This is a genomic window from Pseudomonas sp. PKS (genome assembly GCF_051913525.1).
GTDB classification, from domain to species: Bacteria; Pseudomonadota; Gammaproteobacteria; order Pseudomonadales; family Pseudomonadaceae; genus Aquipseudomonas; species Aquipseudomonas guariconensis_D.
Genome location: NZ_JBEGDO010000005.1, coordinates 235,189 through 254,813, shown reverse-complemented (window position 1 = coordinate 254,813; position 19,625 = coordinate 235,189). Strand labels below are relative to the sequence as shown.

General features: G+C 62.3%; 19 protein-coding genes. 3 read left to right on the top strand and 16 right to left on the bottom strand.

Going from position 1 to position 19,625, the window contains the following annotated elements:
* Positions 1 to 38 precede the first annotated feature (38 nt).
* The gene (locus tag ABOA88_RS08100) at positions 39 to 287 is read left to right on the top strand and encodes a helix-turn-helix domain-containing protein (RefSeq protein ID WP_196170446.1); all 249 of its coding nucleotides are present in this window, start codon (positions 39 to 41) and stop codon (positions 285 to 287) included.
* Entirely contained in the window at positions 284 to 724 is a 441-nt protein-coding gene (locus ABOA88_RS08095) for a head completion/stabilization protein (protein WP_419183393.1), read from the top strand. Before ABOA88_RS08100 ends, ABOA88_RS08095 begins: the two co-directional genes overlap by 4 nt.
* Here the strand turns inward: ABOA88_RS08095 and ABOA88_RS08090 are convergent.
* The gene (locus tag ABOA88_RS08090; RefSeq protein WP_196170445.1) at positions 673 to 1,074 is read right to left on the bottom strand and encodes a helix-turn-helix domain-containing protein; all 402 of its coding nucleotides are present in this window, start codon (positions 1,072 to 1,074) and stop codon (positions 673 to 675) included. The genes ABOA88_RS08095 and ABOA88_RS08090 overlap by 52 nt on opposite strands.
* A 422-nt stretch (positions 1,075 to 1,496) precedes the next feature.
* Between ABOA88_RS08090 and ABOA88_RS08085 the strand changes: the two genes are divergently transcribed.
* Positions 1,497 to 1,787: an ogr/Delta-like zinc finger family protein gene (locus tag ABOA88_RS08085; RefSeq protein WP_196170444.1), complete on the top strand. Its 291-nt coding sequence runs from the start codon at positions 1,497 to 1,499 to the stop codon at positions 1,785 to 1,787.
* A 74-nt stretch (positions 1,788 to 1,861) separates the two neighbouring features.
* On the opposite strand, the gene nuoN is transcribed toward ABOA88_RS08085, so the two are convergent.
* The 15 genes from nuoN to aceA form a co-directional block, all read right to left on the bottom strand.
* Positions 1,862 to 3,331, bottom strand: coding sequence for an NADH-quinone oxidoreductase subunit NuoN (gene nuoN / locus ABOA88_RS08080; protein ID WP_196170443.1), 1,470 nt, complete (start codon positions 3,329 to 3,331; stop codon positions 1,862 to 1,864).
* Positions 3,332 to 3,338: 7 nt separating this feature from the next.
* Entirely contained in the window at positions 3,339 to 4,871 is a 1,533-nt protein-coding gene (nuoM, locus tag ABOA88_RS08075) for an NADH-quinone oxidoreductase subunit M (protein WP_043209137.1), read from the bottom strand.
* 40 nt (positions 4,872 to 4,911) lie between these two features.
* Positions 4,912 to 6,765: an NADH-quinone oxidoreductase subunit L gene (nuoL, locus tag ABOA88_RS08070; protein ID WP_070091880.1), complete on the bottom strand. Its 1,854-nt coding sequence runs from the start codon at positions 6,763 to 6,765 to the stop codon at positions 4,912 to 4,914.
* Positions 6,762 to 7,070: an NADH-quinone oxidoreductase subunit NuoK gene (gene nuoK, locus ABOA88_RS08065; protein WP_023631349.1), complete on the bottom strand. Its 309-nt coding sequence runs from the start codon at positions 7,068 to 7,070 to the stop codon at positions 6,762 to 6,764. The genes nuoL and nuoK overlap by 4 nt, the downstream gene beginning before the upstream one ends.
* Positions 7,071 to 7,073: 3 nt before the next feature.
* On the bottom strand, positions 7,074 to 7,574 hold the full coding sequence (gene nuoJ, locus ABOA88_RS08060; RefSeq protein WP_043209139.1) for an NADH-quinone oxidoreductase subunit J: 501 nt from the start codon (positions 7,572 to 7,574) through the stop codon (positions 7,074 to 7,076).
* Between the two features lie 10 nt (positions 7,575 to 7,584).
* Positions 7,585 to 8,133, bottom strand: a complete 549-nt coding sequence (gene nuoI, locus ABOA88_RS08055) for an NADH-quinone oxidoreductase subunit NuoI (protein ID WP_043209143.1) — start codon at positions 8,131 to 8,133, stop codon at positions 7,585 to 7,587.
* 11 nt (positions 8,134 to 8,144) lie between these two features.
* Entirely contained in the window at positions 8,145 to 9,152 is a 1,008-nt protein-coding gene (gene nuoH / locus ABOA88_RS08050; RefSeq protein ID WP_043209145.1) for an NADH-quinone oxidoreductase subunit NuoH, read from the bottom strand.
* Entirely contained in the window at positions 9,149 to 11,863 is a 2,715-nt protein-coding gene (nuoG, locus tag ABOA88_RS08045) for an NADH-quinone oxidoreductase subunit NuoG (RefSeq protein ID WP_196170442.1), read from the bottom strand. The genes nuoH and nuoG overlap by 4 nt, the downstream gene beginning before the upstream one ends.
* Before the next feature lie 132 nt (positions 11,864 to 11,995).
* A complete protein-coding gene (nuoF, locus tag ABOA88_RS08040) occupies positions 11,996 to 13,375 on the bottom strand; it encodes an NADH-quinone oxidoreductase subunit NuoF (RefSeq protein WP_043209150.1) in 1,380 nt (459 codons plus the stop codon).
* Positions 13,372 to 13,869, bottom strand: a complete 498-nt coding sequence (gene nuoE, locus ABOA88_RS08035) for an NADH-quinone oxidoreductase subunit NuoE (RefSeq protein ID WP_084859167.1) — start codon at positions 13,867 to 13,869, stop codon at positions 13,372 to 13,374. Before nuoE ends, nuoF begins: the two co-directional genes overlap by 4 nt.
* A gap of 2 nt (positions 13,870 to 13,871) precedes the next feature.
* Positions 13,872 to 15,653, bottom strand: a complete 1,782-nt coding sequence (gene nuoC, locus ABOA88_RS08030; RefSeq protein ID WP_043209154.1) for an NADH-quinone oxidoreductase subunit C/D — start codon at positions 15,651 to 15,653, stop codon at positions 13,872 to 13,874.
* 79 nt (positions 15,654 to 15,732) lie between these two features.
* Positions 15,733 to 16,410 carry a NuoB/complex I 20 kDa subunit family protein gene (locus tag ABOA88_RS08025; protein ID WP_043209157.1) on the bottom strand — a complete coding sequence of 226 codons (678 nt, stop codon included), beginning with the start codon at positions 16,408 to 16,410 and terminating at the stop codon, positions 15,733 to 15,735.
* Between the two features lie 9 nt (positions 16,411 to 16,419).
* Entirely contained in the window at positions 16,420 to 16,833 is a 414-nt protein-coding gene (locus ABOA88_RS08020) for an NADH-quinone oxidoreductase subunit A (RefSeq protein WP_043209159.1), read from the bottom strand.
* 379 nt (positions 16,834 to 17,212) lie between these two features.
* A complete protein-coding gene (locus ABOA88_RS08015; RefSeq protein WP_196170441.1) occupies positions 17,213 to 17,875 on the bottom strand; it encodes a lysoplasmalogenase in 663 nt (220 codons plus the stop codon).
* 186 nt (positions 17,876 to 18,061) lie between these two features.
* Positions 18,062 to 19,387 carry an isocitrate lyase gene (gene aceA / locus ABOA88_RS08010; protein ID WP_043209162.1) on the bottom strand — a complete coding sequence of 442 codons (1,326 nt, stop codon included), beginning with the start codon at positions 19,385 to 19,387 and terminating at the stop codon, positions 18,062 to 18,064.
* Positions 19,388 to 19,625: the final 238 nt, after the last annotated feature.

Here is a 19,625-nt window from a genome sequence, read left to right as displayed (position 1 = left end):
ATGCCTTTGGGCTCTTATGACCGTAGGGAGTGTGCTCCATGAACCTGCAACGCCAACTGGTACCTGACGTCAACATTGATCAGCCCATCCACCTTACCCCCAGGGAACGGGAAGTGCTGCTGTGGTGCGCCTACGGCAAGACTTCCTGGGAAATTGGCCAGATCGTGGGCTGCAAGGAGTCAACGGTCAATTTCCATGTCAGCAATATCTTGCGCAAGTTCGCGGTGAACACCCGGGTAGCGGCGGTGATCAAGGCGATACGTTACGGCATGCTGAACAACCAGTGAGTGGGGGGCGATCCGTGAATCGGGAGTCGTGCTCCTTATTTGAGTGCCCGCCCAAACGCTATCTGGTCTATCACGATCCGTTCTGGCCGCGGATAGAGCTAGGGTGGTTGCGTGAACGTCTGGGGCTGTCATTGGATGTCAGCGATACGCGACTGGAACTGGCCGGCAGGGTTTCGATGGAGGTTGCAGCGCGCGAGTTCGCCAATTGGCGCCGCTGCCTGCGCGAACGTGGCTATCGGCGTCTGATCGATGTCGACAGTCATGAGCAGGGGCGGGCGCTTTCGATTTGCTATCTGCGCCTGGTGGAGGTCCAGACCCGCTGGAGCCTGGCCCAACAGGTCAGGGAAACGACGGTGAGCGGCACCGCTAGCGAAGCGCGGAAGGGTCAATGCTTGACAGGGCGATGGGTCAACTCTTCGAGACGACGCTCCAGCTGAGAGATGCGCAACTTGTCCTCAATGGTCGCGCGGATGGCTTGCAGATCCAGTGCCGACAGCGCCCGCAACTGCTTGAGCAGATCCGTCTCCCAAGCAGATGAATGCCCTTGAGGGGGGGATGCAATAGATGTTCGGTTTTGTTGCCCGTCCCCTAGGAACAGCCAATCGAGGGACACCCCTTGTTCCTGCGCCAACTCCATGCACAACGCGTAAGGAATGCTCTCGCGTATCTTCCAGCTGCTCAAGGTTTGCGGGCTGATACCCAATGCTTTGGAAAGTTCGGCATCGGTTTTGGCGCCGGTGAGGTCCTTCATTCGATGCAATATCGCGGAGAGGGAGGGTGTACTCATTATGAATACCAAAAAAGGAGTATGTATGAGATTTGTAGGCAAAAATATGCGATAAGAATATATTGAGAGCACCAGACACATCGGTAACGGTATGAATGATGATTGCAGCGAAAACGCCTACATTTGCTCAGCTATATACCTACAACAACAATCAAACAAGATTATGGACAAATCACAGGCAAAAGATAGTCAGGCAGGACGTTTGGTTCGGCTATCGCAGGACGGAAAAAATACTCAATACGAGTAAATGTTTCTGTAAGCCCATGAGCCGTACTCATCTGGATGGATGGGTGAAGGTCCACTCAGCGTCGGATGGTAAGTAACATGAATTTATCGAGAAGTCTTATATCTGTGGGGGCGTACACTGACCGTGATCGTCACGGTGTCTTACACGCGTCGAGGGTACCCAATAGGAGGTGCCTGTGAGCAGCTATAAATTGGTATGCCCTCATTGCACCGGCAAGATGCGAATTCGCACCAGTGAAGGGCGTCATATCTTCCTTCGTATCGCCTATCTGCAATGCGTCAATGAGGCCTGCGGCTGGTCGGTACGTGCCCAGTTCGAGATGACCCATGAACTCTCCCCCAGCGGTATGCCAAATCCAGATGTCCACCTGCCGAGCGCCTATGGTGAACTGCGGCGCGCGGCCCACAACCCGGGCTGTTCACGCAAGCCGGCGCGCAATGGCAAGAACACACCAGGCGCAGCATGACACCCACCATTGCCCATATGGAGCAGAAAACAAAACACCCCGCATGTGCGGGGTGTTTTGTGTTTGCAGATTGATCAGCCGATCAGTTGCAGGCCGGCTTGCTGGACCAGTTCCAACAGAGGCTGCGGGTACACGCCCAGGATGAAGGCGAGTATAGCGATGGCCAGCAGCATGACGCCGCCAGTGCGCTGTTCCCACTTCAGCGGAGCGTCGTGGCGACGCAGGTTTGGCTCTACCAGGTACAGGGTGACCATGACGCGCAGGTAGTAGTACACGCCGATGGCGCTACCGATTACCAGGGCACCGACCAGCCACCACAGGTGCGACTCGACGCCGGTGGCGATGATGTAGAACTTGCCGATGAAGCCTGCGGTCAGCGGGATACCTGCCAACGACAGCATCATCACGGTCAGTACCGCGGTCAGGTACGGACGGCGCCAGAACAGGCCGCGGTACTCGTACAGGGCATCGGCGTCACGACCGGCATAGGGCGACGACATCAGAGTGATCACGCCGAAGGCGCCCAGGCTGGTGATGACATAGGTCACCAGGTAAACACCCATGGCCTCCAGGGCCAGGCCCTTGCTGGCGACCAGGGCGATGACCAGGTAGCCGAAGTGGGCGATGGACGAGTAACCGAGCAGTCGCTTGAGGTTGCTCTGGGTCAGCGCCAGCAGGTTGCCGATCAGGATCGAGGCGACAGCGATCACGGCCAGTACGGTGCTCAGTACACCGCTGCTGGCGGCAGGGGAGAGCATGAACAGGCGAACGACCACGGCGAACACCGCGACTTTGCTGGCAGTGGCCAGGAACGCGGCGACCGGTGCCGGAGCACCTTCGTACACGTCCGGAGTCCACAGGTGGAACGGTACCAGCGACAGCTTGAAGGCAAGGCCCACCAGCATCATGCCCAGGCCCAGCTGGGCCAGCAGGCTCGGCATGCTGGTGGCAGCCAGTGCCTTGCCGATCTGGTCGAAGGTCAGGCTGCCGGCGTCGGCATACAGTAGGGCCATGCCGAACAGCAGGAAGGCAGAACCTGCCGCCGAAAGCACCATGTACTTGATGCCGGCTTCCAGCGAACGCTTGTTGAAGAACGCATACGCCACCAGGCCATAGACCGGTACCGACAGCAGTTCCAGGCCAATGAACAGGCCAGCCAGGTGGTTGGCGCTGACCAGCACCAAGCCGCCCAGGGCGGACATCAGCAGCAGCAGGTACAGTTCTTCACGGTTGCCCGGATAGCCCTTGGACCCTTCGCCCAGATAGGCATGGGCGAGGGTGACGCAGGCCAGCGTTGCTACCAGGATGATCGCCATGTACAGGCAGGCGAACTTGTCGATGGTCACCAGCGAGGTGACCGCCAGCGGCGCGACCTTCAGCGCCGGCAGGATCGACAGCAGGGCCAGGTTCAGGCCCACGGTGGACAGCAGGAAGGTCTGCGAGTGATTGCGCTTCCAGGCGATCGCCAGCATCACCACCACCGTCGTGACGGTGGTGATGAGCATCGGCGCCAATGCGATGAAGTGTTGAGTGGTGAATTCCATAGCGCTCTTACCGGGCCGAAGCGAGTTGAGTGAAAGCGGAACCGATCCACTGCTGCACACCGCTCATGGTGGCGGCAGAGGTGTCCAGGAACGGCTGCGGGTACACGCCGAGCAGGATCAGCAGGCCGGCCAGGCCCAGGACCATGACCAGTTCGCGACCGTCCATGCCGGCCAACACGGTGTCGGACTTGGCCGGACCGAAGTAGGCGCGGTGGATCATGATCAGCGAGTAGACCGAGCCGAAGACCAGGCCAGTGGTGGCGATCACGGTGATCCATGGCACATGGACGAAGCTGCCGATCAGGATCAGGAACTCGCCGACGAAGTTGCCGGTACCCGGCAGGCCCAGGGAGGCAGCGGCGAAGAACAGGCTGATGGCTGGCAGGTAGGCGATGCGGTGCCACAGGCCGCCCATCTCGCGCATGTCACGGGTATGCATGCGCTCGTACAACTGGCCGGCCAGGATGAACAGCGCCGCGGCCGACAGGCCGTGGGCCAGCATCTGGATCACTGCGCCCTGCAGGGCTTGCTGGCTGCCGGAGTAGATGCCGATCAGCACGAAGCCCATGTGCGAGACGCTGGAGAACGCCACCAGGCGCTTGATGTCGGTTTGCGCGAAGGCCAGGAAGGCGCCGTAGAAGATACCGATCAGGCCCAGGGTCATGGCGATCGGAGCGAACTCGGCCGAAGCGTTCGGGAACAGCGGCAGGGCGAAGCGCAGCAGGCCGTAGGCCGCAGTCTTCAGCAAGATACCGGCCAGGTCCACGGAACCTGCAGTCGGTGCCTGGGCGTGAGCGTCAGGCAGCCAGGAGTGGAACGGCACCACCGGCAGCTTCACCGCGAAGGCGATGAAGAAGCCAAGCATCAGCAGGTATTCGGTACCGGCTGGCAGTTCGGCCTTGAGCAGGTCGCTGTAGTTGAAGGTGATGACGCCGGTGCTGTTGTAGTTCACCAGCACCAGGCCAAGGATCGCCACCAGCATGATCAGGCCGCTGGCCTGGGTGAAGATGAAGAACTTGGTGGCGGCGTAGATCCGGGTCTTCTTGCCATCGGCGGAGCTGTGACCCCAGAGCGCGATGAGGAAGTACATCGGCACCAGCATCATTTCCCAGAAGAAGAAGAACAGGAACAGGTCCAGGGCCAGGAACACACCGACCACACCGCCCAGGATCCACATCAGGTTGAGGTGGAAGAAGCCGACGTGGCGCTGGATCTCTTTCCAGGAACACAGGACCGAAAGCACACCCAGCAGGCCGGTGAGCAGGATCATCAGCAGCGACAGGCCGTCGAGGGCCAGGTGAATGCTGATGCCGAAGCGCTTGATCCACTCGACTTTGTATTCGAGGGTCCAGGCCGGTTCCGCGCCCGGGGCAGGGGCCAGGGTGTAGTCGCCGTTAGCCCACAGCCACAGGCCGATGCCAAGCAGCAGGGACATGGTCAGCAGCGCGATCCAGCGGGGCAGGGTGGCGCCGAAGCGCTCACCCAGCCAGCACAGGAGGCCGCCGATGAAGGGGATCAGGATCAGCCAAGGCAGAATCATGACGGGTTCGTTTCCTTTCGCAAAGTCGCAAGGTTCATAGTCATACCGCGGCCACTACCACGGCGCCGAGTACCAGAACGGCACCCACGGCGATCGAGGCGGTGTACCAGCGCAGCTGGCCGGTTTCGGTCTTGCTCATGGCGACGTGACCGCCGCGAGCCATCCGAGGAATCAGGCCGATGCTGCGGTCAACCGGATCCTTGCGCAGGATGTGGCTGATCAGCAGATAAGGTTTGACGAACAGCTTGTCGTAGATCCAGTCGAAGCCCCAGGCGGCGAACCACCAGGCCGACAGGACGCGACCGATGCCGCTGTTGGCGATTGCGCTGACCAGGGTGCGTTTACCCAGGAACAGCACCGCTGCCAGCAGGATCCCGGCGATGGCGATGGCGCCCGAGACGATTTCCAGCGAGTGCTGGGCTTCGCCGCCGGCATGGCCGACGCTCTGTGGCAGCACGCCAGCCAGAGGCGGGTGGATCCAGGCGCCGACGAAGGTCGACAGCACGATCAGCACGCCCAGTGGCAGCCAGTGGGAAATACCGTGGCCGGCGTGGGCTTCGGTCTTCGCTTCGCCATGGAAGGCGATGAAGATCAGGCGGAAGGTGTACAGCGAGGTCATGAACGCGCCGACCAGGCCTGCGTACAACAGGCCGGTGTGGCCGCTGGCGAAGGCTTCCCAGAGGATCTCGTCCTTGGAGTAGAAGCCCGCGGTCAGGATCGGCAGGGCGGCCAGGGCGGCACCGCCGACCACGAAGCTGGCGTAGGCCAACGGCAGTTTCTTCCACAGGCCGCCCATCTTGAAGATGTTCTGCTCATGGTGGCAGGCAACGATGACCGCACCGGAGGCAAGGAACAGCAGGGCCTTGAAGAAGGCGTGGGTCATCAGGTGGAAGATCGCGCCTTCCCAGGCGCCGACGCCCAGGGCCAGGAACATGTAGCCGATCTGGCTCATGGTCGAGTAGGCGAGGATACGTTTGATGTCGGTCTGGACCAGCGCGGCGAAGCCGGCCAGGACCAGGGTCACGCCACCGACGATACCCACCAGGTGCAGGATGTCTGGCGCCAGCAGGAACAGGCCGTGGGTACGGGCGATCAGGTAGACGCCCGCAGTCACCATGGTTGCGGCGTGGATCAGCGCGGAGACTGGAGTCGGGCCGGCCATCGCGTCGGCAAGCCAGGTCTGCAGTGGCAACTGGGCCGATTTACCGACGGCGCCGCCGAGCAGCATCAGGGTCGCCAGCACCATCCAGGTATCACCTGCCTGGAACTTCTGCGGTGCCAGCACCAGCAGTTCCTGGACGTTCAGGGTACCCAGCTGGGCGAACAGGATGAACAGGCCGATGGCCATGAACACGTCGCCGATACGGGTGACGATGAAGGCCTTCAGTGCGGCGTTACCGTTGTTGCGGTTGCTGTAGTAGAAACCGATCAACAGGTACGAGCACAGGCCCACGCCTTCCCAGCCGAAGTAGATGAACAGCAGGTTGTCGCCCAGCACCAGGAACAGCATGCTGGCGATGAACAGGTTGGTGTACGAGAAGAAGCGCGAGTAACCGGCTTCGCCGCGCATGTACCAGGACGCGAACAGGTGGATCAGGAAGCCCACACCGGTGACCACGCCGAGCATGGTGATCGACAGGCCATCCACGTACAGGGTGAAGTTCGGCGCAAAGCCGTCCACCGACATCCACTGCCACAGCAGTTGGCTGTACGCACCGCCTTCAGGCGGCGCGACATTGAATTGCCAGATCACATAGGCGGCCACGGCGGCCGACAGGCCAACGGAGCCGACGCCGATCAGCGCGGACAGGTTCTCCGAGAACCGCCCGCGCGAGAACGACAGCAGCAGGAAGCCGATCAGGGGGAAGACGAAAGTCAGGAAGATAAGGTTCATCCGCGCATCTCACTGGCAGCATCGATGTCGAGAGTGTGGAAGCGGCGATACAGCTGCAGCAGGATCGCCAGGCCAATGCTGGCCTCGGCGGCTGCCAGGCTGATCACCAGAATGAACATCACCTGACCGTCGGGTTGAACCCAACGGGCACCGGCGACGATGAACGCCAGGGCAGCGGCGTTCATCATGACTTCCAGGCTCATGAGCACGAAGAGGATGTTGCGGCGGACCATCAGGCCAACCAGACCTAAGCAGAACAGGATGCCGGCGACCGCCAGCCCATGCTCGAGAGGGATAGCACCCATGATTTACTCCTTCGCCTCGTTGCGGCCCAGGTGGAAGGCGGTGACGGCCGCGGCCAGCAGCAGCATCGAGGCCAGTTCGACCACCAGCAGGTAAGGACCGAACAGGCTGATGCCCACGGCCTTGGCGTCCACGGTGGTACCGCTGATGGCCGCGCCGCTTGGCTCGGCGAACAGCACGTACAGCAGCTCAAGCAGCAGCAGGGCGGCCAGGAACACAGGCCCTGCCCAGATACCCGGCTTGAGCCAGCCACGCTCCTGGGCGACCGAAGCCGGCCCGAGGTTGAGCATCATCACCACGAAGACGAACAGCACCATGATGGCGCCAGCATAGGCGATCACTTCCAGGGCGCCGGCAAACGGCGCACCCAGGGAGAAGAAGATCATCGCCACGGAGATCAGGGAAATGATCAGGTAGAGCAGGGCGTGCACGGGGTTGGTGCCGGTCACCACCCGAAGGGTGGAGACCACGGCGATCCCGGATGCGAAGTAGAAAGCGAATTCCATCTTTCTGTCCTTATGGGAGCAAGCTCTTCACGTTGATCGGCTCGGCTTCGTTCTGTGCAGCGCCCTTCGGCTTGCCAGCGATCGCCATACCCGCAACACGGTAGAAGTTGTAGTCAGGGTTCTTGCCGGGGCCGGAGATCAGGAGGTCTTCCTTCTCGTACACCAGGTCCTGACGCTTGAACTCGGCCATTTCGAAATCCGGAGTCAGCTGGATCGCGGTGGTCGGGCACGCTTCCTCGCACAGGCCGCAGAAGATGCAGCGCGAGAAGTTGATGCGGAAGAACTCCGGATACCAGCGGCCGTCCTCGGTCTCGGCCTTCTGCAGCGAGATGCAGCCAACCGGGCAGGCTACCGCGCAGAGGTTGCACGCCACGCAGCGCTCCTCGCCGTCGGGATCGCGGGTCAGGACGATGCGACCGCGGTAGCGCGGTGGCAGGTACACGGGCTCTTCGGGGTATTGCAGGGTGTCGCGCTTGCGGAACCCGTGGGAGAACACCATCACCAGGCTGCGCAGCTGGGTGCCGGTGCCTTTAACGATGTCGCCGATATATTTGAACATGGGTCAAATCCTCACTGGGCCGCGACGGCTGGCGTGTTGTAAAGCACGATCGCAGCGGTCACCAGCAAATTGATCAAGGTCAGCGGCAGGCAGAACTTCCAGCTGAAGTCCATCACCTGGTCATAGCGTGGGCGCGGAATCGAGGCGCGCAGCAGGATGAACAGCATGATGAAGAACGCGGTCTTCAGGGCGAACCACAGGAACGGAACCTGTGGCAGCAGGCCGAACGGGCCGTGCCAGCCGCCGAAGAACAGGGTCACCAGCAGCGCCGAGATCAGGATGATGCCGATGTACTCACCGACGAAGAACATGCCCCACTTCATGCCGGCATATTCAATGTGGTAGCCGTCGGCCAGTTCCTGTTCTGCTTCTGGCTGGTCGAACGGGTGACGGTGAGTCACGGCGACGCCAGCGATGAAGAAGGTGCAGAAGCCGAAGAACTGCGGAATGATGAACCACAGGTTCTGTGCCTGGTAGTCGACGATGTCGCGCATGTTGAACGAACCGACCTGAACCACCACGCCCATCAGCGCCAGGCCCAGGAACACTTCGTACGACACGGTCTGGGCCGAAGCACGCAGGCTGCCGAGCAGGGCGTACTTGTTGTTCGACGACCAGCCGGCGAACAGCACCGCATACACCGACAGACCGGCCATGGCGAAGAAGAACAGCAGACCGATGTTCAGGTCAGCCACGCCCCAGACCGGGGTGATCGGGATGACCACGAAGGCGATCAGCAGCGCGCTCATGGCCACGACTGGCGCCAGGGTGAAGATCATGCGATCGACGAAAGGCGGGTTCCAGTCTTCCTTGAAGAACATCTTCAGCATGTCGGCAGCGATCTGGAACATGCCGAACGGGCCGACACGGTTCGGACCGTAGCGGTCCTGCCACCAACCCAGCAGGCGACGCTCGACGAAGCTGAGCAGCGCGCCGCAGACCACCACCGCCAGCAGGACCACGATGGCCCGGACGACGGTGAGGATCACATCGATCACTTCGGGGGTGAACCAGCTCATTGTGCTGCCTCCTGCAGACCTTCGACGGATGCTCCGAAGATGGCAGGCGGAATGCCGGCCAGGCCTTTCGGCAGCGCGACCAGGCCAGCGCCCAGCTCTTCATTGACACGCAGCGGCAGGCGCAGGGAGACGCCCGCCACGTTCAGGCTCAGCAAGGCACCCTCGTTGACGCCCAGGCGGTCGGCCTCGGACTTGGCCAGTGCTACGTAGGCGGCCGGGATGCGTTCTTGCACCGGGGCGGCGCGGGAAGAGGACTCTTCGCTGCCGAACAGGTGGTAGAACGGCACGGCAGTCCAGGTGCCGCGGGCCGGGTTGAAGGCAGCCGGGATGGTGGTGAACCAGTGCAGGCGATCGCCTTGCGGCTCGATCAGGCGCACACCTGGATCGCCAGCGCGCAGGTGGCCGCCGACCTCATCCTGGAACTTGTTCCAGGCCTGCGGGGAGTTCCAGCCCGGCGACCAGGCGAACGGTACCTGCTGGCGCGGTTCTGCCGAGCCCGAGTAGCCTTCCATGGAGAAGGCGAAGGCGGTGTCTTTGTCTTGCGGGGTACGCGGTTCGTGCACGCTGATGTTGGCACGCATGGCGGTACGGCCGGAGTAGCGCAGCGGTTCACGGGCCAGTTTCATGCCCTTGATGCGGAACGCGGCGGAAGGCGCTGCGTTGACGATGCCGGCCAGTTGCGGGGCGGCTTCGGCGCAGGCGCTGGTGACGTGGTCCAGCTGGGTCCAGTCGACTGGCTTGTTCAGCAGGGTCGCACGCAGGGCGTGCATCCAGCGCCAGCCTTCATGAACCAGGATGCTGCTGTCCAGGTATTGCGGGTCGAACACCTGGAAGAAGCGCTGGGCACGGCCTTCCTGGCTGACCAGGGTACCGTCGCCTTCGGCGAAGGTGGCCGCCGGCAGCACCAGATGGGCGCGGTCGGTGGTCGGGGTCTTGGAGTGGTCGGCGACGATCACCACCTTGGCCGCGGCCAGGGCAGCGTCAACCTTGGCGGCCGGTACGCGGGCGTACAGGTCGTTCTCCAGTACCACGATGGCGTCGGCCTGGCCGCTGATGACGGCATCAAGCGCGGCGTCGACGGACTCACCGCCCATCATGGCCATGCCGAGGCTGTTGGCTTCCGGCACCACCAGGCTCAGCGAGCCGTTCTTTTCGCGCAGTTTCAGGGCCTTGGCGATGTTGGCGGCGGCTTCGATCAGTGCGGGGTCGGCAAGGGAAGTGCCAGCGACCACCAGCGGACGCTGGGCGGCGACCAGGGCATCGGCGATGCGCTGTGCCAGTGCCTTGGCGTCGGCATCCAGGCCGTCGACGGCAGGCGCGCTTGGGTCGATAGCGTGGGCCACGGCGAAGCCCAGGCGAGCCAGGTCTGCCGGGGCTGCGTGGACGCACTCTTCGGCGACGTCGTCGAGCTTGGTTTCAGCCAGCGAGGCGATGAACAGCGGATACAGCGCGTGCTGGCCGATGTTCTTGACCGCTGCATCGAGCCACGGCTGTACGCGCATGGCATCGGCCATGGCTTCGGCCTTGCCCTTGGTGGCCTGGCGTACGGCCAGGGCGACGCGGGCGGCGGTCTGGGTCAGGTCTTCACCGAGGACGAACACGGCGTCGTGATCTTCGATGTCGCGCAGGGTAGGCACGGGCAGCGGGCTATTGTTCAGCACCTCAAGGGCCAAGCGCACGCGGGCCAGCTCACCGGCTTCCATACCTGAGTAGAAATAGTCGGCGCCGACCAGCTCACGCAGGCCGTAGTTGCTCTCCAGGCTGGCGCGTGGCGAGCCGATACCGACGATGGTGCGACCGCGCAGCAGGTCGGCGGCCTTGTCCAGGGCGGCGTCCAGGCCCAGCTTGGTGCCGTCGGCCAGGTGCGGCTGGCGTGGGCGGTCGCTGCGGTTGACGTAGCCATAGCCGAAGCGGCCACGGTCGCACAGGAAGTATTGGTTGACCGAACCGTTGAAGCGGTTCTCGATACGGCGCAGTTCACCGTAGCGCTCACCGGGGCTGATGTTGCAGCCACTGGAGCAGCCGTGGCAGATGCTCGGGGCGAACTGCATGTCCCACTTGCGGTTGTAGCGCTCGGAGTGGGTCTTGTCGGTGAACACGCCGGTCGGGCAGACCTCGGTCAGGTTGCCGGAGAACTCGCTCTCCAGCACGCCGTCTTCGACGCGACCGAAGTACACGTTGTCGTGGGCGCCGTAGACACCCAGGTCAGTGCCGCCTGCGTAGTCCTTGTAGTAGCGCACGCAGCGGTAGCAGGCGATGCAGCGGTTCATCTCGTGGGCGATGAACGGGCCGAGGTCCTGGTTCTGGTGGGTACGCTTGGTGAAACGGTAGCGGCGCTCGTTGTGGCCGGTCATTACCGTCATGTCCTGCAGGTGGCAGTGACCGCCTTCCTCGCACACCGGGCAGTCGTGCGGGTGGTTGGTCATCAGCCATTCGACGACGCTGGCGCGGAACGCCTTGGACTCTTCATCGTCGATGGAGATCCAGGTGCCGTCGGAGGCAGGGGTCATGCAGGACATGACGATACGACCGCGGGTGTCGTTCTCGTCGGTGTACTGTTTGACCGCGCACTGCCGGCAGGCGCCGACGCTACCGAGCGCCGGGTGCCAGCAGAAATAGGGGATGTCGAGGCCGAGCGACAGACAGGCCTGTAACAGGTTGTCCGCACCATTGACTTCGAGCGCTTTGCCGTCTACGTGGATAGTGGCCATGGTTCAAAGTTCTTCGTTGGCCCGCGTGAGCAGGCGTGGCTAATGGAAATCGGTGAGCCTGCGGCCAGCCACGAATCGTTCGGGCCGGCCTGCAGGCTGGCGGATGACACGGACCATCCGCGATTCATCTTGTTATGCGCCGACCACGACCGGCCCGGTCGGTATCGGCTTGGCCAGGTTCGGGCGCAGGGCGTCGCCAGCGCTGGCTGGGGCGACACCGGCCTCGAACTCGGACCGGAAATACTTGATGGCACTGCCCAGAGGCTCGACGGCACCCGGTGCGTGAGCACAGAAGGTACGGCCTGGGCCAAGGAAGTTGACCAGCCCCAGCAGCGTCTCGATGTCCTCGGCGCGGCCTTGGCCTTTCTCCAGGGCGCGCAACATCTTCACGCTCCATGGCAGGCCGTCACGGCACGGGGTGCACCAGCCGCACGATTCACGGGCGAAGAACTCTTCCATGTTGCGCAGCAGCGAGACCATGTTGATGCTGTCGTCGACTGCCATGGCCAGGCCCGTACCCATACGGGTGCCGACCTTGGCGATGCCACCGGCATACATCTGGGCGTCGAGGTGCTCGGGCAGCAGGAAGCCGGTACCGGCGCCGCCTGGCTGCCAGCACTTGAGCTTGTAGCCGTCGCGCATGCCGCCGGCGTAGTCCTCGAACAGCTCGCGGGCGGTGACGCCGAACGGCAGTTCCCACAGGCCAGGGTTCTTCACCTTGCCGGAGAAGCCCATCAGCTTGGTGCCGTGGTCTTCGCTGCCTTCGCGGGCCAGCGACTTGTACCAGTCGTTGCCGTTGGCGACGATGGCCGGAACGTTGCACAGGGTCTCGACGTTGTTCACGCAGGTCGGCTTGCCCCACACGCCGACGGCGGCAGGGAAGGGCGGCTTGGAGCGTGGGTTGGCGCGGCGGCCTTCCAGGGAGTTGATCAGTGCGGTCTCTTCACCGCAGATGTAACGGCCGGCACCGGTGTGCACGAACAGTTCGAAGTCAAAACCGCTGCCGAGGATGTTCTTGCCCAGAAGGCCTGCGGCCTTGGCTTCCTCGATGGCGCGGTTGAGGTTCTTGGCCGCGGTGGTGTATTCGCCACGCAGGAAGATATAGCCGCGGTAGGCTTTCAGGGCGCGGGCGCTGATCAGCATCCCCTCGACCAGCAGATGGGGCTGTTGCTCCATCAGCATGCGGTCCTTCCAGGTGTTGGGCTCCATTTCGTCCGCGTTGCACAGCAGGTAGCGGATGTTCATGGACTCGTCCTTGGGCATCAGGCCCCACTTAACGCCAGTGGGGAAGCCAGCGCCGCCACGGCCCTTGAGGCCGGAGTCCTTGACGCTTTGGACGATATCATCCGCAGACATTTGCGCCAGCGCCTTGCGGGCGGCGGCGTAGCCGTTCTTGGCCTGGTACTCTTCGAGCCAGATCGGCTCGCCGTCGTCGCGCAGGCGCCAGGTCAGCGGGTGGGTTTCAGCCGAACGCGCGATGCGGTTGGCCGGGCCGAAGGAAGTGATGGTCATACGTAACCCTCCAGCAGTTTGGCAACGCCGGCAGGTTGCACGTCGCCAAAGGTGTCGTCGTCGATCATCAGCGCCGGGGCCTTGTCGCAGTTGCCCAGGCAGCAGACCGGCAGCAGGGTGAAGCGGCCATCGGCAGTGGTCTGGCCCAGGCCGATGCCCAGTTCGCTCTGGATCTGGCTGACCACCGACTCGTGGCCACCGATGTAGCAGACCATGCTGTCGCAGACGCGAATGATGTGGCGACCGACCGGCTGGCGGAAGATCTGGCTGTAGAAGGTGGCTACGCCTTCGACGTCGCTGGCCGGGATGCCCAGCACTTCGCCGATGGCGTAGATGGCGCCGTCCGGCACCCAGCCACGTTCTTTCTGAACGATCTTCAGGGCTTCGATGGACGCCGCGCGCGGATCCTCGTAGTGGTGCATCTCATGCTCGATGGCCGAGCGCTCGGTTTCGCTCAGGACGAAACGGTCGGTTTGGATAAGCGTGCTGTTCATGCTTAGCGGTCCACGTCAGCCATAACGAAGTCGATACTGCCCAGGTACGCGATGAGGTCCGCGACCATGCTGCCTTTGATCACCGATGGGATCTGCTGCAGGTGCGGGTAGCTCGGGGTACGGATCCGGGTGCGGTAGCTCATGGTGCCGCCATCGCTCGTCAGGTAGTAACTGTTGATGCCCTTGGTCGCCTCGATCATCTGGAACGACTCGTTGGCCGGCATGACCGGGCCCCACGAGACTTGCAGGAAGTGGGTGATCAGGGTCTCGATGTGCTGCAGGGTGCGCTCTTTCGGCGGCGGCGTGGTCAGCGGGTGATCCGCCTTGTACGGGCCTTCCGGCATGTTGCGCAGGCACTGGTCGATGATGCGGATACTCTGGCGCATCTCCTCGACGCGGACCATGCAGCGATCGTAGGCATCGCCGTTGTGGGCCAGCGGTACTTCGAACTCGAAGTTCTCGTAGCCGGAGTAGGGGCGGGCTTTACGCAGGTCGAAGTCGCAACCGGTAGCACGCAGGCCGGCACCGGTGGTACCCCACGACAGCGCTTCCTGGGTGTTGTACGCGGCGACGCCGATAGTACGCCCCTTGAGGATGCTGTTCTTGAGCGCGGCCTTTTCGTACTCGTCCAGGCGCTTGGGCAGCCACTCGACGAAGTCCTTGACCAGCTTGTCCCAGCCGCGCGGCAGGTCGTGGGCGACGCCACCGATGCGGTACCAGGCCGGGTGCAGACGGAAACCGGTGATCGCCTCGATCACGGTGTAGGCCCGCTGGCGGTCGGTAAAGGTGAAGAATACCGGGGTCATGGCCCCAACGTCCTGGATGTAGGTACCCAGGAACAGCAGGTGGCTGGTGATCCGGAAGAACTCGGCCAGCATGACGCGAATGGTGTCGACCTTCTGCGGCACCTTGATGCCGGCCAGCTTCTCGACGGCCAGGACGTACGGCAGGTTGTTCATTACCCCACCGAGGTAGTCGATACGGTCGGTGTAGGGGATGAAGCTGTGCCAGGACTGGCGCTCGGCCATCTTCTCGGCGCCACGGTGGTGGTAGCCGATGTCCGGAACGCAGTCGACGATCTCTTCGCCGTCCAGTTGCAGGACGATACGGAAGGCACCGTGAGCCGAAGGGTGGTTGGGGCCCAGGTTGAGGAACATGTAGTCCTCGTTGGCGCCGTGACGCTTCATGCCCCAGGCTTCGGGGTTGAAGCGTGCCGATTCCTCTTCAAGCTGCTGCTTGGCCAGGTTCAGGCTGTAAGGATCGAATTCGGTGGCGCGCGCCGGGAAGTCCTTGCGCAGCGGGTGGCCTTCCCAGGTCGGTGGCATGAGGATGCGCGACAAGTGCGGATGGCCGGCGAAGTCGATGCCGAACATGTCCCAGACTTCACGCTCGTACCAGTTGGCGTTGGGCCATATGCCAGTGACCGACGGCAGGTTCAGGTCGCCTTCGCTCAAGGCCACCTTGATCATCACGTCGCTGTTTCGCTCGACCGACAGCAGGTGGTAGAACACGCTGAAGTCGGCGGCCGGCAAGCCGCGGCGCTGGGTACGCAGGCGCTCGTCCACACCGTGCAGGTCGAACAGCATGCTGTACGGCTTGGCAACGTTGCGCAGGAAGGAGAGGACGTCTTTGAGCTGGGCGCGGTTCACCCACAGGACCGGCATGCCGGTGCGGGTTTCCTGGGCGACGAATGCGTCTGCGCCAAAACGGTTGTGCAGTTCGACGACCACATCCTGGTCGTCAGCCTTGTAAGGCGGAATATAAATAGCGGTGTCCGCTGTCATGGTCTCGGTCGCTTTGAGTCAACGTAGAGAATGAAGCCAGGCCGCCGGCTCCTTCCGGAGCGGGCGGCATGTCGCTGGATCAGACTTCGTCGGGGCTGCGCAGGTTGGTGACCTGGATGCGCTGTTCACGACGCAGGTCTTTCTGGGCGGGCATCTCGGCACGGTAAATGCCTTGATCACCGACAACCCAGGAAAGCGGGCGTCGCTCCTGGCCGATCGACTCCTGCAACAGCATCAGGCCCTGCAGGAAGGCTTCGGGGCGAGGCGGGCAGCCAGGCACGTAGACATCCACGGGGAGGAACTTGTCGACCCCCTGAACGACCGAGTAAATGTCGTACATACCGCCGGAGTTGGCGCACGAGCCCATGGAGATCACCCACTTGGGTTCGAGCATCTGCTCGTAGAGGCGCTGAATGATCGGCGCCATCTTGATGAAGCAGGTGCCGGCGACGACCATGAAGTCGGCCTGACGCGGCGAGGCCCGGATGACTTCGGCGCCGAAGCGGGCGATGTCATGGGGCGCCGTGAAGGCCGTGGTCATTTCCACGTAGCAGCAGGACAGGCCGAAGTTGTACGGCCAGAGGGAGTTCTTGCGACCCCAGTTGACCGCGCCACGCAGCACATCTTCGAGCTTGCCCATGAAGATGTTCTTGTGGACCTGGTCCTCTAGCAGTTGATCGGTGACGGTTTCCCGTTCACCGACCGGGTACTGCTCGTTGGGCGCATCCGGATCGATTCTGGTGAGATTGTATTGCATGCCAAAGCCTCATTGTTTCAGCTTCGCTTGCCGCTTGCGGCGACCTTCGGGAGCCCAATCGAGCGCCCCGACGCGCCATAGGTAGACAAGACCAGCCAACAGAATTGCAATGAAAACGAGTGCTTCGACGAATCCGGTCCAGCCGCTTTCGCGGACGGACACAGACCATGCATACAGGAAGAGGGCTTCGATATCGAAGATCACGAATAGCATCGCGACCAGATAGAATTTGGCGGACAGGCGCAGACGGGCACTGCCGACGGGCAGCATGCCGGATTCGAAGGGTTCGTTCTTGGCGCGACCCCAAGCCTTGCTACCGAGCAGGCTGGAGAGGCCGAGCATGAAGGCACACAGGCCGACGACACCCAGGAGGAAGATGGCAAAGCCCCAGTTGTGGGCGATGAGTCCTACCGAATCGGACATGCTAGAAATCCTTATACAGAGACCCAGCTCTGCAGTCTGAAATAAGTAGAGCGGCGACGCGTGTCGCGGTTGCAGTGACCAAATGTCGCAGCTGAATCAATCGGGCTGATTTTATGGGTAAACCCGGTGCAAGTAAAATTTCTGTGGCAAATTTATTCGTAGGATTAAGAACAAAAAAATCTCGTAAATGGCTGAAACCCTTGAGCTTCGGGCATTCCACGCGCTTTTGTTAATTATGTTTCTTGTACGATGTAACGACCTTTTGTCTCTGTAATGATAATTAATATCATTTGTTCTGGTGTGCTGTTTTAAACCTGGCCTGACGCTTGCTAAGTTCGTTTTTCCAGCGCGCATCTTGCAAATAAGAAAGCCTCTCGTTCTAGCAGCTGGGATCGCGTCTTGCACCGCTCTGAATCAACAGTTTATCGATTGAGTCGCGATGAGCTGACGCGGCAATCGCCCATTGGCCCAGCCAGTAGGCGAGGATGACCAGAAACTGGGCTGCGGCGAACGGGCTGACGAAGCGGTCGATGCCGATCAGGCTGTCGGAGAACACGAACAGGCCGGCCCCGATTGCAGCCAGCCCGCCGCAGGCGAGGGCGCGCCAGAGCATTGTGCCAATCGCCAGGGCATAGAGCGCCACGGGTATCAGTAAGGACCCCAGGCCGTGGCTGGCCAGCAGTGCGAACAGCGCGAAGGTGAGCGGTACGCACACCGCCAGTGGGGCCAGGGCGGGGCGCCGTGTGATGCGGCAATAGGCATGCAGGTAGGCCAGGTGTGCGCAGAAGAATGCTGCCAGGCCGAAAACGAACCAGTCGCGTGGAATGGCGAGGATGATATCGCCCAGTACCGAAAAGCCGAGGCCGATGTTGATCCAGCGCGTGTAGGGCGTGGCAGGGGCGCTGCAGAGCCAGGCAATCAACGCCAGTACCGGCAATGGCTTGGTCAGCAAAGCGAGCGGAGTGTTGTCGCTGGCCAATGCATATATATAGAGGGCGGCGGCCGTGAGGGCGATGATGATCAGGTGGCTTGGACGGGGCATGGGGGGTCCTTGCTGCTGGGTAGCCACAAGCATAGACCCATGTTGTCCGCGGTGCTGCGAGCGCTGAGGGCTAAGCCGGTTCCTACGCGGTAATCGGAAGTGCCCGTAGGAACAGGTTTGAGGCCCCGAATAAAGAAGAAGGCCCGACACCTTGGCAGGGTCGGGCCTCGTTCGAGGGCGTTACACTCAGTGGAACTGCTCTTCCTCGGTCGAGCCGGTCAGAGCGGTCACCGACGAAGCGCCACCCTGGATCACGGTGGTCATGTCGTCGAAGTAGCCCGTGCCGACTTCCTGCTGGTGCGCCACGAAGGTATAGCCTTTGCTGGCGTCAGCGAACTCCTGCTCCTGCAGCTTGACGTAGGCGGTCATGTCGTTGCGGGCGTAGTCGTGCGCCAGGTTGAACATGCCGTGCCACATGTTGTGGATGCCTGCCAGGGTGATGAATTGGTGCTTGTAGCCCATGGCCGACAGTTCGCGCTGGAACTTGGCGATGGTGGCGTCGTCCAGGTTCTTCTTCCAGTTGAAGGATGGCGAGCAGTTGTACGACAGGATCTGGTCCGGGTACTCCTTCTTGATCGCCTCGGCGAAGCGGCGAGCTTCTTCCAGGTCCGGCTTGGCGGTTTCACACCAGATCAGGTCAGCGTACGGGGCATAGGCCAGGCCGCGGGCGATGGCCTGGTCGAGGCCGGCGCGGACTTTGTAGAAGCCTTCGCGGGTGCGCTCGCCGATCACGAACGGCTGATCGTACGGGTCGCAATCGCTGGTCAGCAGGTCTGCGGCGTTGGCGTCGGTACGGGCCAGGATGATGGTCGGTACGCCAGCGACGTCCGCAGCCAGGCGGGCAGCAACGAGTTTTTGCACGGCTTCCTGGGTTGGGACCAGTACTTTGCCGCCCATGTGGCCGCATTTTTTCACCGAGGCCAGCTGGTCTTCGAAGTGAACGCCAGCAGCGCCTGCCTCGATCATGTTCTTCATCAGTTCGTAGGCGTTCAGCACGCCGCCGAAACCGGCTTCGGCGTCTGCCACGATCGGTGCGAAGTAGTCGATGTAGCCTTCATCGCCTGGGTTCTTGCCTGCTTTCCACTGGATCTGGTCGGCGCGGCGGAAGGCGTTGTTGATGCGCTTGACCACGGTCGGAACCGAGTCGACCGGGTACAGCGACTGGTCAGGGTACATGGACTCGGCCGAGTTGTTGTCGGCGGCCACCTGCCAGCCAGACAGGTAGATGGCCTGGATGCCGGCCTTGACCTGCTGGACTGCCTGGCCGCCGGTCAGGGCGCCCATGCAGTTGACGAAATCTTTTTCAGGGCGGAAGGACGGGTGGGCACCCTCGGTGACCAGCTTCCACAGTTTCTCTGCACCCTGGCGAGCGAAGGTGTGCTCCGGCTGCAGGGAACCACGCAGGCGGACGACATCGGCGGCGGTATAGGTACGGGTCACGCCTTTCCAGCGCGGGTTCTCGGCCCAGTCTTTCTCAAGGGCTGCAATTTGCTGTTCGCGTGTCAGTGCCATGGAAGTAAAACCTCGTCGCATCAGTCTTTGAAGTAAGTGCTTGTGCTCTGCGGTTCAGAAGCCTGGCGGCTGTCCTGTCCGGCGGAAGGTGAGTGCGTACGAAGGCGGCTCGAAGAGGAAGGGGTGCAGGGCCGGGCGAGGTGTGGCGGCAGGTCGGCTCGTGGATGCCTTGCTGCGGTGCGACAGGACTGCCAGGTGCTGCGGTGATGCGCTTCCGTCCCTCGGGACAACTTCTTCG